The organism is Sphingopyxis sp. (genome assembly GCF_051861155.1).
Lineage (GTDB): Bacteria > Pseudomonadota > Alphaproteobacteria > Sphingomonadales > Sphingomonadaceae > Sphingopyxis.
Genome location: NZ_JBHYDE010000001.1, coordinates 480,568 through 492,695, shown reverse-complemented (window position 1 = coordinate 492,695; position 12,128 = coordinate 480,568). Strand labels below are relative to the sequence as shown.

Sequence of the window (12,128 nt, the reverse complement as noted above, 5' to 3'; positions counted from 1 at the left end):
CAGAGGGAGGGATTATGATGCGGATGACCGCAAGGACATCGACGTTGGCGATGGCCATGGGATTGTTGGCGCCCGAATTTGCGATCGCGCAGAGCGCCGAACCGGTGGGCGGCGATGCTGCGGTCGCCGTTCCCACGCCCGCCAACGGCGCGCAACGCTATGCGCACGCCGACTTCGTCCGGTTCGCACCGCGTACCGCGCTCGACATGGTCGAAAAAATACCGGGATTCCTGATCGTCACCGGCACCAATGGCGGCGATCGCGGTTTGGGTGCGGCAACCCAGAATGTGCTGATCAACGGCGAACGCATCGCCAATAAATCGACCGACGCGCGCAGCGCACTGCAACGCATTGCGGCGACGCAAGTCGCCTATGTCGAGATTGTCGACGGCGCGAGCCTGAATGTCCCGGGCCTGACCGGCCAGGTTGCCAATGTTGTGCTGGTGGCCGGGGCGGGGGGCGAAAAGTTCAAGACCACCATCCGCTGGCAACCCGAATGGCGCCCGCGGATCGCCAACAATTGGTTGAATGGCGAGGTTTCGACCACCGGCCAGATCGACGGTACCAATGTGACGCTAAGCCTGAAGAACGAGGCGAACCGGCAGGGCCATTGGGGGCCGGAGCAGCGGTTTGACGGCAATGGCGACTTGTCGTTCATCCGCGACGAATTCGGCCATAATGGCGGCGATCGGCCGCGATTGTCGACCGCGCTGGCCCGCACGACCGCGAACGGCAACAAATGGAATTTGAACCTCGGCGGGCAGTTGCAGCAGCTCAACGCCAATGTCCGCGGGACATCGGTCCAGCCCGTCGCCGGGCCGGTTCGCGAAGTTTTCCGGTTCGTCGAGGACGAGCATAATTTCGACATCGGCGGCGATTACGAGCTGGGGCTGGGCGCGGGCCGGCTCAAGCTGATCGGCCTTTACCGCTTCGAACACAGCCCGACCGCCGAAACCTTCATCGTCGACCGGACGATCGGCGGGCGGCGCGGCGAACGATTCAAACAGACCGCGGATGAAAGCGAATCGATCCTGCGCGGCGAATATAGCTGGCGCACCGCGGGCGGCACCGACTGGCAGGTCGCGCTGGAGGGCGCCTACAACACGCTCGACGTCGATGCCGAATTCGCGACGCTGCGCCCGGACGGCAGCTTCCAGCCAGTCATCTTCGGCGGCGAGAAAACGAAGGTCGAGGAAAAACGCGGCGAGGCATCGCTAAGCTGGGGCCGATCGCTTGCCGCCAATCTGACGGCGCAGATCAATCTGAGCGCCGAGTATAGCGAACTGGCGTCGTCGGGGCCCGGCGGGCTGACACGGCGCTTTGTCCGGCCCAAGGGGAAGCTGGCGCTGGCCTGGAAAGTCGGTCCCAAAACGACGATCAACTACCTGCTTCAGCGCCGCGTCGATCAACTCAATTTCTACGACTTTGCCAGTTCGGTCGATGTCGCGACCGGACAGGGCAATGGTGGCAACGGCCTGCTCGTCCCCCCGGTGGTCAATCGCACCGAGCTGGAGATGGTCCAGGACATGGGCGCGTGGGGCAATGCGTCGGTTGCCGTTGCTTATGCCTATGCACAGGATCTGGTCGACCAGATCCCATTGTCGCCAACCACCGAGGGTCGCGGCAATCTGCCGCCCGCGCATCTTTATCGCATCAGTTCGAAGGCGACGTTGTTGCTCGACCGACTGGGGTGGAAAGGCGCCCGGATCAACAGCGACCTGACCTGGCGCCGCAACCGGGTGCGCGACCCGCTGACCGGCCGGTGGCGCGACCAGAGCGATGGGCAGGAGTATCTGGTCGATGTCAGCCTGCGCCACGACATCCCAGGTTCGCAGCTCGCTTGGGGGGCCGGCTATCTCGACGAACATTTCAGCCCCAATGTGCGGCTCGATGCGATCGAGACTGTCTATAACGATGGCGCGTTCGTCACCGCCTTTGTCGAGCATAAGAATGTTGCGGGTTTCACGGTCAAGCTGTCGTACCGCAATCTCGCCGGCCAGAAGAACGGGCTCGACCGCACGGTGTTCGTCGACCGCCGCAATGGGCCGATCGCGTTCCGCGAAAGCCGCCTGCGCGAGTTCGGGCGATATTTCCAGCTGACCGTAACCGGGACGCTTTAGACGTCCAACCTTCTGTCATCCCGGCGAAGGCCGGGATGACGATTCAAAAGGCGGCGGCGACTTACCGCTCGCTCAGATAATAACGCTCGCGTGCGCTCAGATCGGCGTTCAGCTCGTAGATGATCGGCTGGCCGGTCGGGATTTCGAGGCTGGTGATGTCGGCGTCCGAAATGCCCGACAGATGCTTGACCAGCGCGCGCAGGCTGTTGCCGTGCGCCGAAATCAGCACCGTCTTGCCCGCCGCGAGTTCGGGCGCGATTGCGCCCTCATAATAGGGCAGCACGCGCGCGATCGTGTCCTTCAGGCTTTCGGTGGCGGGGATCGCGATGCCCGCATAGCGTGGGTCGCTCGCCAGATCCCACGGCGATCCGGCGTCGAGCGGCGGCGGCGGGATGTCGAAGCTGCGGCGCCAGATCTTGACCTGCTCGTCGCCATGCTTCGCCGCGGTCTCGGCCTTGTCGAGCCCGGTCAGCCCGCCATAATGGCGTTCGTTCAGCCGCCAGTCCTTGGTCACCGGCAGCCACAGCCGCCCCATCGCCTCAAGCGCGAGGTTCAGCGTCTTGATCGCGCGCGACTGGACCGAGGTGAAACAGGTGTCGGGCGCGATCCCCTTGGCCTTCATCAATTCGCCCGCCGCCCACGCCTCGGCCGCGCCCTTTTCGGTGACGTCGACATCCCACCAGCCGGTGAAGCGGTTTTCGAGGTTCCACTGCGACTGGCCATGGCGGATAAGGATGAGCTGCGGCATGTTTCGGTCCTTCGATGGAAGCGGATGCGCTGCCCCATAGCGCGGCTTTTCCGCGAAGGCCAACGCCCCTCTTGAAATGGTTTCGCGCGCACCCAGATTTGCTGCATCCGGTCGCCGACACGGGGCCGGGTGGCGATCGCGGCGCGCTGCCGCGGTCCCTGACTTCGCTTTAGACAAGGAAGAAAGACCATGCGTAACAGTTTCGACTGGACCCCCTATCGCCGTTCGACCGTCGGTTTCGACCGCCTGTTCGATTTCCTCGAAACCAGCGGCTCGGGCGCCGAAAATTATCCGCCGTTCGACATCGAAAAAATCGCCGACGACCATTTCCGCATCACCGTGGCGGTTGCCGGGTTCAAGAGCGACGAAATCGACATCGTCGCGCAGCAGAATATGCTGACCGTCAGCGGCCGCAAGGCGCCCGCCGCCGAGGGCGAAGCCCGCCAGCTGCTGTACAGCGGCATCGCGACGCGCGCGTTCGAACGCCGCTTCCAGCTCGCCGATTTCGTGCGCGTCGATCAGGCGGACCTGGCCGACGGGCTGCTGACCATCGACCTGGTGCGCGAAGTGCCCGAGGCGATGAAGCCGCACAAGATCGCGATCGGCGGCGGAACGCCGGTGATCGAGGACAAGCAGGCGGCCTAGCCTGCCCACAGCCCCGCCCCGCGGGGCATGATGAACGGGGTCCGGAGTCCCTTCCGGACCCCGTTTCCGTTTAGGCCGCTAGAGCTGCCGCGTCATGAACCGGCTGAACGGATCGGGCTTATACTCGGCAAAGGGTTCGCAATCGGCAAAACCATAGCGATGGTAGAGCGCGATCGCAGCCGCAAACGTCGCGCCCGACCCGGTTTCCAGGCTGAGCCGCGTCAACCCGCGGCGCTTCGCCTCGGCAATGATATGGTCGAGCATGCGCGCCGCGACGCCGCGGCGGAGGAACGCGTCGGCGGTGCGCATCGATTTGATCTCGCCATGCGCCGCATCGAGCAGCTTGAGCGCGCCGCACCCCGCCAGCGCGTCGCCGTCATGGATCGACCAGAAGGTCACATCGGCAGCGTTCAGCCCGTCGAAGTCGAGGAAGTGGCAGCTGCCCGCCGGCGAATTGGCGAGCATGCCCGCGAAATGCTGTTCGAGCAGGGCGCGGATCGCGGCGCCCGACAGATCGTCCTCGACGATCCGCCAGTCTCCGTCCCCCGCGCCGCGTGTCACAGCATCTGGTCCAGCGTCGCGAGGCACGCATGCGCCAGCAGTTTCGAGCGTTCGGGCGACCAGCCGGCGACCGCGTCGGGCAGGTCGTCATTGTCCTTGAACGGCATTTCGATCGTCATCGACACCGCGCCGAAGCGTTCGGCGAGCTGGGTCGTCGACATCGACAGATTGGCCTTGCCCGGCGCCGATTCGCTATAGCCGAGCGCGACCTGGAAATCGGGGGTGTTCGCGGCGAGCGCCGTCTGGAACGCCTTGTATTTTTCCAGCTGCCCGGGCGTCAGCGACGGAATGCCCTCGAATCCCGCGAGGAACACCGCCGGGATCGCTTCGTCGCCATGGACGTCCATCGCCCAGTCGACGCCGCTTTCGTCCATCGCATTGCGCACGCACAGCACTTCAGGGCTGCGCTCGGCAGTCGGCGCGTGCCATTCGCGGTTGAGGTTCACGCCCGCATAGTTGGTGCGCAGATGGCCGCGGCACGACCCGTCGGGATTCATGTTCGGGACGATGTGAAAGCGGCATTTCCGAAGCAGCGAGCGCGCATGCGGATCGGCGGGATCGGTGAGCTTTTCGAGCGCGCCCTCGATCCACCATTCGGCCATGCTCTCGCCCGGATGCTGACGCGCATAGAGCCACACCTGAGTGTCGCCGCTGCCCATTTCGAGGCAGTCGATCGGCTGGCCTTCGATGCTGGTGCCAAGGCAGCGATAGGTGACGCCCTCGCACTCGGCGACGCTGGCGATCAGGTCGTGGTGCCGCTCCATCGAAAAGGGCGCGAAATAGGCGAGGTAGAGGATCGGGCTTTCGGCGGTGTGGCGGATGGTCAGCGTGCCCCCACCGGCTTTGGCATCGTAGTTGGTGTCGAGGCGGAACCAATAATCGCGGTCATAGCTGGCGCACGCCGCATAGCCGGGCCAGCCGTCGGGATAGGCCGACGCGCCGAGCCCGGTAATCGCCAGCTCGAGCGCATCGCCGACCGCGCACGCGACGCGAAAGTGGAACCATTGAAAGAAGTCGGATTCGCGATCCTTGCGGATCGACAGCCGCGCGGCGGTGCCGTCGATCGAATCCACGACGATATTGCCGCTGTCGAAAGCGGCGTTGATGGTGATGGTCATGGGACGCTGATAGTGCGTCCCGATTCGCCGGGGAAGTCCTTGAATAAGGCCTCGGCCAATTTTGCCGCAGCGAGCGACGGCTGCGACGCGGGGGCCTTTACCGGGATCGCGGCGAGCGCACGGCCTTCCCACAAGGCCTGCCCGGTCGCGGCATCGTCGATGCGCACCGACAGCTGCAGATCGGCCATCCGCTTCGGCCCGCCGCCGAGGTTGAGGCCGATGCCGAGACCAACGCCCGAGCCATAGCTGCCGGTCGAACCGCCGACCCCAACCGATACCGGCGAGCGGCGCGCCGCGAGCGGCTGTTCGCTGCGCTCGAAGGCGATGCGGACGAGCAGCGGCGCGCGTTCGTTGCTGCCCGCCGCGACCAGACCCTGACGCTGCAATTGCTGGTCAACCGCGGCGCGATAGCTGTTCCATTCGAGCGAGGGCATCCCCGCCGCCGGGCCGTCGAGCGGCGCGGTTGCGATCGCATAGCGCGTCCCCGGCGCCCAGCTGGGAACCGCGTTATGGAAACGGGTGACTTCAACCGGCGGCACCGCGGTGGCACAGCCGCCGAACGAAAGCGCCGCTGCACCAAGCAGGGCGACAGAAAGTTGACGCGTCATCACGGCATCATGCGCCAGCAAATATGGCTTGGCAATGAATGGGATGCTGGGACGCCAGAACGCTGCCATCTCATAGAATTGTCATCCCGGCCTTAGCCGGGATGACAAGTAGCGAGGAAGCTGCTGCGGGAGCAGCCCGCCCGCTCAGCGATAGAAGATATGGTTGTCGATCTGCGCGATGCGCGTCTTGCGCCAGCCCGGCGAGACATAGCGCGCGTGGAAGAACAGCGCGCCCGGCGCGTGGTTCTTCCAGCTGCCGTCGCGGGCGATCTGGGCGATCGCGATCGCATTGGCCCATTGGGTGCCTTCGCGGACGGCGGGCATCCTGCCGCCGCGCACGAAGCTGAACTGGCTCTTCTGGTGGACGACGCCGCACAGGCTCTTGGGAAAGCGGCCCGACTGGGCGCGGTTGATCACGACATGCGCGACCGCGAGCTGGCCGGGGAGTGATTCGCCGCGCGATTCGAAATAGACCGCACCGGCCAGGCAGCGCAGCTCGGGATCCATCTCGGCCGGGCGCGGGGTCGCGGCGACGAGCGCGGCGAGCGATTCGGCGGTGACCGGGGCCGGCTTCGCTTCCGGCGCGGGGGCTTTTTCGCCATTTTCGGTAATGGCTTCGATCGGCGCCTCGGCCTTGACCGACAGATCCGCCTGTTCAGCGACAACCGGCGCCTCGGCGCTCGGCGCGATCAGCGCGGGAAGATTGGCGTCGGCGGCAAGATCGCTTGCAAAGCCAGGTTCCGCCAAAAGCAGCATGGTGGCGGCAGTCATGCCGACGGCAGCCACGCTGGCTACGTTCAAAATGCGACTCATAGTGTCCGTCAAAAGTGCGGCCGATGAACCGAACCTCTCAAAACAGACGGGGGACTATGGTCCAATATCGCCTGCGGTCATCGTCCGACTGCGTGTCCAACCCGTTTTGCCGGGGCATCGCCAAGACGATGCAACCCACGGAACGACCTACGCGTTATCGAATGGGCGCCACCTATTGTGCACCGCAACAGAGTCAAGTTAACGCGGCCCACTCCGCGACGAGTCGTGGCGCATCTGCGATATCCAGTTCAACGATCCACAGATCGGGATCGGCCTTTTGCCGCCGGTCCTGGTAGTTGGCGCGCGATTCAGCATCTTTGGGGTCGTCGGGACCGACCGCCTCCCAGATATAGTGGCCGCTCGCCGAAAACCGCCGTTCGAGCAGCAGGCCGGGCTGGCCGCGTTCGGTGCATTGGACCAATATGGTGCCCGAATGCTCATCGCCCTTAGCGAGCACGGTCGCAAAACCGCCGGCCGATTCGGTGCGGCGCAGCAGCAGATCGACGAGGAAGCGGCTGGTCAGCCGCGTCATGGGAAGGCTCGCGCCGCGGTGTTACGCCGCGTCACGCGTTTCGGTGTCGGCGAGCAGCGCATAGAGCGCTTCGTCGCTCTTGGCGCCGCGCAGCCGTTCGGCGATCGCCCCGTTGCGCAGCATGCGCGACACCCCGGCGAGCGCCTTCAGGTGATCGGCACCGGCGTCGAGCGGCGACAGCAGCACGAACAGCAGATCGACCGGCAGGCCGTCGACCGCGTTGAAATCGATCGGGCGCGACAATTGCAGGAACAGCCCGCGCACCCCGGTCAGGTCGGCCATCTTGGCATGCGGCAGCGCGATCCCGCGCCCGAAGCCGGTCGATCCGAGCCGCTCGCGTTCGAGCAACGCTTCGCTGACCTCGCCCGCGTCGAGGCCGAGCGAACGGCTGGCGAGATCGCCCACGAAGGGGAACAGCGCCTTTTTCGAATCGAGCTGCACATGCGCGCGCACGGTCGCCGGATAAAGAAGGGAAGAAAGGTTCATTGTTCTGGTCAAATCTGTGTAGCCGCCGGGCAGAGGGGCCGGCCGTTCCTGAGCAATCGACTGCGGGTCGGTCGTACCGGCGCCCCGCCATCATGGCATAGCCGTTATTGGGGACGTGTGTTGGGCGCGGCCCTTATGCCGGTTGGCGAAGAAAATCCAGCCCTATCGTGGTTCGACCCAGCCGATCGTCCCATCGTCGCGGCGATAGACCATATTGTGCGCCCCGGTCTTGCTGTTGACGAACAGCAGTGCGTTGGTGTTGCGCAGGTCGAGCATCATCACCGCATCGGACACGCTGCTGCTGGGAATGTCGACGCGCGTTTCGGCAATGATCGCGGGTGCGTCACCGGCGTCTTCCTCATTGCCGCCGTCGAAGACGATGTAGCTGGCGTTATCCTCGATCTCGTCGACCGTCGGCGACGGCTGCGCCGGGCCGTTGTTGCGGTCCTTCAGCCGCCGCATATAACGCCGCAGCTGCTTTTCGATACGTTCGGCCGCCCCCTCGAACGCCACATGCGCGTCCTGCGCCTGGCCATGCCCCTTGAGCACCAGCCCCTGCATCACATGCGCGACGATGTCGCACTGGAAGCTGTCGTGCGGCCCTTTGCCAAAGGTCGCGTGCGCGCCGATCGCCCGCGAGAAATATTTGTCGGCAATCGCGTTCATCCGGTCCGACACATGCGCCTGCAGCGCTTCGCCGGTTTCGATCTGGTGGCCAGAGACGCGGATTTCCATTGTTCTTCTCCTTATTGGCCGGCGCAATGACTTAAGGGAGGGTCATCACACCGTATCGAGCCACAGCGGCTGGTTCAGCCCTGCGACAAATTCGGCATGGCGCGCCAGATCGGCCGCCGATGCCATATGGGGTCTGGGTTCGCGAAACGGCCGGTCACCGCCGCGCGGCGCGGCTGGGGCAGGGGCGGCCGAAGCGGCAGCGCCCGCGGCCGACGACGCGAGTCCCAGCCCGATCTGCCGCCCGCCGGTCATTTCGATATAGAGGTGCGCGAGTAGTTCGGCGTCGAGCAGCGCGCCGTGCTTGACGCGGTGACTACGGTCGATGCCGTAGCGGGTGCACAGCGCGTCGAGGCTGTGCTTGGCGCCGGGATGGAGCTTGCGCGCCATCTGTACCGTGCAGCACATGCGCGCCATGTCGAGCGCCGGGCGCCCCGCGCGCGCCAGTTCGGCGTTGACGAAGCCGAAGTCGAAGGCGGCGTTGTGCGCGATCAGCGGCGCATCGCCCAGAAACTCCATCAGCTCGTCGACACGCGCCGCGAACAGCGGCTTGTCTGACAGAAACTGGATCGACAGCCCGTGCACCGCTTCGGCGGCGGCGGGCATGTCGCGTTCGGGGTTGAAATAGGCGTGAAAGCTGAGGCCGGTCTCGCGACGGTCGACCAGTTCGATGCACCCGATTTCGACCAGCCTGTCCCCGGTCTTGGGATCGAACCCCGTGGTTTCCGTATCGAAGATAATCTCGCGCATTGAGCGATCAATCTGGACCCTATCGGGCTCGGAAACAAGAGGCGATGGCGCGAATCTGGCGATGCGTCTCGCTTTTCGGTCCACCCGTTTCGATGATGAAATCGGCGCGCGCGCGTTTGACGCGGTCGGCAACCTGGAGGCGGCGGATCGCTTTGAGCCGGCCATAGGTCATTCCCGGGCGGCGCATCACCCGCTTGGTCTGCATCCACGTCGGCGCCGACACCACCGCGATTGCGCCGACGCGGCGCCAGCCGCCCTTTTCAAAGAGCAGCGGGATGTCGAGCACGACCACGTCACGGGCGCGGTGCCGGGCAAGGAATCGCTTCTGCGCCTGGAACACCGCAGGATGGACGATCGCTTCGAGCGCGGCGAGTTCGTGGCGGTTGCCGAGCACCAGCGCGCCGAGTTTCGGTCGGTCGACACCGCCGGGCCCGGTGGTGCCGGGAAAGCGCGCCTCGATCGCCGCGACCAGCGCGCCGCCCGGGCCTTGCAGCCGGTGCACCTCGGCATCGGCGTCGAACACCGGCACGCCTTCGCGTTCGAACATCAGGGCAGCGGTCGATTTCCCCATGCCGATCGAACCGGTGAGCCCGAGGATGAACGGCCGTCGCAGCCGCGAGCCGGGGCGCGGCCGATGCGTCATGTGGTGAGCAGCGCGCGCAGTTCGTCGTCGCGGCCCTCGGGCGGCGCGGCGCCGAAGAACAGTTCAAAGGCGAGCGCGGCCTGGCCGATCAGCATGTCGAGCCCGTCGACGGTATCGAGCCCGCGCGCCGCGGCGGCCCGCAGCAGCCCGGTCTGGAGCGGCGCATAGACCAGATCATAGACGATCGCATCGTCAGCCAGCGACGACAGGTCAAGGTCGAGCGGCGGCTGACCGGTCATGCCGAGGCTGCTCGAATTGACGAGCAGCGCGGCGGGCGGCAGCGCCGCATCGAGTCCGACGACCTCGCCTTTCAGGCCAAAGGTCGCGAGCAGCCCCATCGCCTTCAGCGGACTGCGGTTGAGGATCGTCACATGGCCGACGCCAGCGCGCGCCAGCGCGAACAGCACCGCGCGCGCCGCGCCCCCGGCGCCGACCACCGCGACCGGCGCGCCCCCAAGGTCGAGCTCGGCGAGCGGGGCGTAGAATCCCGCCGCATCGGTGTTGGTGCCGATCAACGCCCCGTCGGGCTGGCGCACAACCGTGTTCATCGCGCCGATCGTGCCGCGGATATTGCCCGGATCCTCGACCAGATCCATCACCGCCAGCTTGTGGGGCAGGGTGACATTACAGCCGCGCCAGGCGGGATCGGCGTGGCGCTCGGCGACATAGGCGGCGAGATCGTCCGGCGTCACATGCGCGCGGCGATAATCGCCTTCGAGGCCGAGCTCGCGCAGCCAGAAGCCGTGGATCAGCGGGGATTTGCTCTGTGCGATCGGGTCGCCAATGACTTCGGCAAAGGGAACGCTCATGCGATGTCTTTCATTGCTGGGCCAATCCCGCCGCCCGCAGCCACGCCAGCAAGGGCAGCATCGGCATGCCGATGATCGTCCAGGGGTCACCCTCGACCCGGTCGAACAATTGCACCCCGGCGCCCTCGATCTCGTAACAACCAACGGTCCAGCGGATGCTATCCCATTCGCGCGCCACATAGGCGGCGATGAAGGCGTCGGACAAGGGGCGCATCCACAGCTTTGCTTCGCCGATCGCGCGCCACACCGGGGCGCCGTCGCGCGCCGCGACCGCAGCGCTGAGCAGCCGGTGGCGCGTCCCCGCCATGCGGCGCAGATGATCGGCTGCCTCTTCAGGTGTCTCGGGTTTCGAAAGCATCGACCCATCGTCGAGCGCGAGCGTCGAGTCGGCGCCGATCACCGTAACCCCGGGCAGGCGCGACGAGATTTTGATCGCTTTCGCCTCGGCGAGCGCGTCGGCGATGTTGCGCGGCGTCTGGCCGACGGCAAGCAGCGACGCGGTCAGCGCCTCTTCATCGACATGCGCCGCGCTGGTCTCGAACGTCAGCCCTGCGGCACGCAGCATCGCGGCGCGGCCGCTGCTTTGCGAGGCGAGCAGCAAGGTCATGCGGCGCCGCGATCCTCGACGAGCTTGATCACCGCCGCCGCGGTTTCCTCGATCGAACGCCGCGTCACGTCGATCACCGGCCAGCCATTGTCGGCGAACATGCGCCGCGCATAGGCGAGTTCGGCCTTCACCCGCTCGTCATCGACATAGGAGGTTTCGGGCGCCTGGTTGAGCGACAGCAGCCGGTTGCGCCGCACCTGCACCAGCCGGTCGAGTCCGGTGGTCAGCCCGACCACCATCGGGCGTTTCAGCCGGTACAAGGCGTCAGGCGGCGGCGATTCGGGCACGATCGGGATGTTCGCGGTCTTGAAACCGCGGTTGGCGAGATAGATGCTCGTCGGGGTCTTCGACGTGCGCGACACCCCGGCCAGGACGATGTCGGCCTGTTCCCAATTTTCCCAGCCGATGCCGTCGTCGTGTGCGACGGTGAATTGGATCGCCTCGACCCGCGCGAAATAGGCGGCATCGAGCTGGTGCTGGCGCCCGGGGCGCGCCTTCGCTTCCTGGCCCAGCATTCGCGAAAGCGCATCGGTCACCGCGTCGAGCGCGGGGACGAGCGGCAGGTTGAGCGCCCCGGCGCGGCGTTCGAGGCTGACGCGCAGGTCACCATTGACCAGCGTGAACAGGATCATGCCGGGGCTCGCCTGCACTTCGGCCATGATCCGGTCGAGATGCGATTCCGATCGCACCATCGGCCAGAAATGGCGCACCACCTCGACATCGTCGAACTGCGCGATCGCCGCCTTGGCGATATTTTCGAGTGTCTCGCCCGTGGAGTCGGATATGAGATGAAGGTGGAGCCGGCCCATCGCGGCACCATGGCGGGAAGCCGCGGAAAAAGGCAATCCCGGAACCGGTCGGCGCTGTCGAAAAAGCGACTGTGGATAAGTATTGGAGAAGCGCGGGGACGGAATCGGGAGCGAGGATTCATCCCCGACCGTGTCGATTCCGCTCCA

15 protein-coding genes are annotated in these 12,128 nt (G+C 65.8%); 2 read left to right on the top strand and 13 right to left on the bottom strand.

What is annotated here, in order from left to right:
• Nucleotides 1–14: 14 nt before the first annotated feature.
• Nucleotides 15–2,120, top strand: a complete 2,106-nt coding sequence (locus tag ACTIFP_RS02405; RefSeq protein WP_439567122.1) for a TonB-dependent receptor plug domain-containing protein — start codon at nt 15–17, stop codon at nt 2,118–2,120.
• 61 nt (nt 2,121–2,181) lie between these two features.
• Here ACTIFP_RS02405 and gpmA read toward each other — a convergent pair whose 3' ends face one another.
• Nucleotides 2,182–2,868: a 2,3-diphosphoglycerate-dependent phosphoglycerate mutase gene (gene gpmA / locus ACTIFP_RS02400; protein WP_439567121.1), complete on the bottom strand. Its 687-nt coding sequence runs from the start codon at nt 2,866–2,868 to the stop codon at nt 2,182–2,184.
• 189 nt (nt 2,869–3,057) lie between these two features.
• On the opposite strand from gpmA, the gene ACTIFP_RS02395 reads away from it, so the two are divergent.
• Entirely contained in the window at nt 3,058–3,513 is a 456-nt protein-coding gene (locus ACTIFP_RS02395; RefSeq protein ID WP_439567120.1) for an Hsp20 family protein, read from the top strand.
• Between the two features lie 78 nt (nt 3,514–3,591).
• Here the strand turns inward: ACTIFP_RS02395 and ACTIFP_RS02390 are convergent, their stop codons facing one another.
• The 12 genes from ACTIFP_RS02390 to ACTIFP_RS02335 form a co-directional block, all read right to left on the bottom strand.
• The gene (locus ACTIFP_RS02390) at nt 3,592–4,074 is read right to left on the bottom strand and encodes a GNAT family N-acetyltransferase (RefSeq protein ID WP_439567119.1); all 483 of its coding nucleotides are present in this window, start codon (nt 4,072–4,074) and stop codon (nt 3,592–3,594) included.
• Nucleotides 4,071–5,192: a M14 family metallopeptidase gene (locus tag ACTIFP_RS02385; RefSeq protein ID WP_439567118.1), complete on the bottom strand. Its 1,122-nt coding sequence runs from the start codon at nt 5,190–5,192 to the stop codon at nt 4,071–4,073. The genes ACTIFP_RS02390 and ACTIFP_RS02385 overlap by 4 nt, the downstream gene beginning before the upstream one ends.
• Complete coding sequence (locus ACTIFP_RS02380; protein WP_439567117.1) at nt 5,189–5,800, bottom strand: DUF4136 domain-containing protein; 612 nt, start codon at nt 5,798–5,800, stop codon at nt 5,189–5,191. Before ACTIFP_RS02380 ends, ACTIFP_RS02385 begins: the two co-directional genes overlap by 4 nt.
• A gap of 144 nt (nt 5,801–5,944) precedes the next feature.
• Nucleotides 5,945–6,613 carry a cell wall hydrolase gene (locus ACTIFP_RS02375; protein ID WP_439567116.1) on the bottom strand — a complete coding sequence of 223 codons (669 nt, stop codon included), beginning with the start codon at nt 6,611–6,613 and terminating at the stop codon, nt 5,945–5,947.
• A 193-nt stretch (nt 6,614–6,806) separates the two neighbouring features.
• Entirely contained in the window at nt 6,807–7,145 is a 339-nt protein-coding gene (locus ACTIFP_RS02370) for a DUF1491 family protein (protein WP_439567115.1), read from the bottom strand.
• A 21-nt stretch (nt 7,146–7,166) separates the two neighbouring features.
• Complete coding sequence (locus ACTIFP_RS02365) at nt 7,167–7,631, bottom strand: PTS sugar transporter subunit IIA (protein WP_439567114.1); 465 nt, start codon at nt 7,629–7,631, stop codon at nt 7,167–7,169.
• A 162-nt stretch (nt 7,632–7,793) separates the two neighbouring features.
• A complete protein-coding gene (gene hpf, locus ACTIFP_RS02360; RefSeq protein WP_439567113.1) occupies nt 7,794–8,366 on the bottom strand; it encodes a ribosome hibernation-promoting factor, HPF/YfiA family in 573 nt (190 codons plus the stop codon).
• A 45-nt stretch (nt 8,367–8,411) separates the two neighbouring features.
• Nucleotides 8,412–9,113, bottom strand: coding sequence for a DNA polymerase III subunit epsilon (dnaQ, locus tag ACTIFP_RS02355; RefSeq protein ID WP_439567112.1), 702 nt, complete (start codon nt 9,111–9,113; stop codon nt 8,412–8,414).
• Between the two features lie 19 nt (nt 9,114–9,132).
• Nucleotides 9,133–9,756: a dephospho-CoA kinase gene (coaE, locus tag ACTIFP_RS02350; RefSeq protein WP_439567111.1), complete on the bottom strand. Its 624-nt coding sequence runs from the start codon at nt 9,754–9,756 to the stop codon at nt 9,133–9,135.
• Nucleotides 9,753–10,565 (bottom strand): shikimate dehydrogenase family protein, encoded by an 813-nt coding sequence (locus ACTIFP_RS02345; RefSeq protein WP_439567110.1) that lies wholly within the window; start codon nt 10,563–10,565, stop codon nt 9,753–9,755. The genes coaE and ACTIFP_RS02345 overlap by 4 nt, the downstream gene beginning before the upstream one ends.
• A 10-nt stretch (nt 10,566–10,575) precedes the next feature.
• Entirely contained in the window at nt 10,576–11,172 is a 597-nt protein-coding gene (locus tag ACTIFP_RS02340; protein WP_439567109.1) for a Maf family protein, read from the bottom strand.
• A complete protein-coding gene (locus ACTIFP_RS02335; protein ID WP_439567108.1) occupies nt 11,169–11,981 on the bottom strand; it encodes a pyruvate, water dikinase regulatory protein in 813 nt (270 codons plus the stop codon). The genes ACTIFP_RS02340 and ACTIFP_RS02335 overlap by 4 nt, the downstream gene beginning before the upstream one ends.
• Nucleotides 11,982–12,128 lie beyond the last annotated feature (147 nt).

What these genes read in the sequence shown, in the direction of transcription:
- ACTIFP_RS02405 (WP_439567122.1), top strand. Translation starts at nt 15, where the DNA reads ATGATGCGGATGACCGCAAGGACATCGACGTTGGCGATGGCCATGGGA.
- gpmA (WP_439567121.1), bottom strand. Translation starts at nt 2,868, where the DNA reads ATGCCGCAGCTCATCCTTATCCGCCATGGCCAGTCGCAGTGGAACCTC.
- ACTIFP_RS02395 (WP_439567120.1), top strand. Translation starts at nt 3,058, where the DNA reads ATGCGTAACAGTTTCGACTGGACCCCCTATCGCCGTTCGACCGTCGGT.
- ACTIFP_RS02385 (WP_439567118.1), bottom strand. Translation starts at nt 5,192, where the DNA reads ATGACCATCACCATCAACGCCGCTTTCGACAGCGGCAATATCGTCGTG.
- ACTIFP_RS02380 (WP_439567117.1), bottom strand. Translation starts at nt 5,800, where the DNA reads ATGACGCGTCAACTTTCTGTCGCCCTGCTTGGTGCAGCGGCGCTTTCG.
- ACTIFP_RS02375 (WP_439567116.1), bottom strand. Translation starts at nt 6,613, where the DNA reads ATGAGTCGCATTTTGAACGTAGCCAGCGTGGCTGCCGTCGGCATGACT.
- ACTIFP_RS02370 (WP_439567115.1), bottom strand. Translation starts at nt 7,145, where the DNA reads ATGACGCGGCTGACCAGCCGCTTCCTCGTCGATCTGCTGCTGCGCCGC.
- ACTIFP_RS02365 (WP_439567114.1), bottom strand. Translation starts at nt 7,631, where the DNA reads ATGAACCTTTCTTCCCTTCTTTATCCGGCGACCGTGCGCGCGCATGTG.
- hpf (WP_439567113.1), bottom strand. Translation starts at nt 8,366, where the DNA reads ATGGAAATCCGCGTCTCTGGCCACCAGATCGAAACCGGCGAAGCGCTG.
- dnaQ (WP_439567112.1), bottom strand. Translation starts at nt 9,113, where the DNA reads ATGCGCGAGATTATCTTCGATACGGAAACCACGGGGTTCGATCCCAAG.
- coaE (WP_439567111.1), bottom strand. Translation starts at nt 9,756, where the DNA reads ATGACGCATCGGCCGCGCCCCGGCTCGCGGCTGCGACGGCCGTTCATC.
- ACTIFP_RS02345 (WP_439567110.1), bottom strand. Translation starts at nt 10,565, where the DNA reads ATGAGCGTTCCCTTTGCCGAAGTCATTGGCGACCCGATCGCACAGAGC.
- ACTIFP_RS02340 (WP_439567109.1), bottom strand. Translation starts at nt 11,172, where the DNA reads ATGACCTTGCTGCTCGCCTCGCAAAGCAGCGGCCGCGCCGCGATGCTG.
- ACTIFP_RS02335 (WP_439567108.1), bottom strand. Translation starts at nt 11,981, where the DNA reads ATGGGCCGGCTCCACCTTCATCTCATATCCGACTCCACGGGCGAGACA.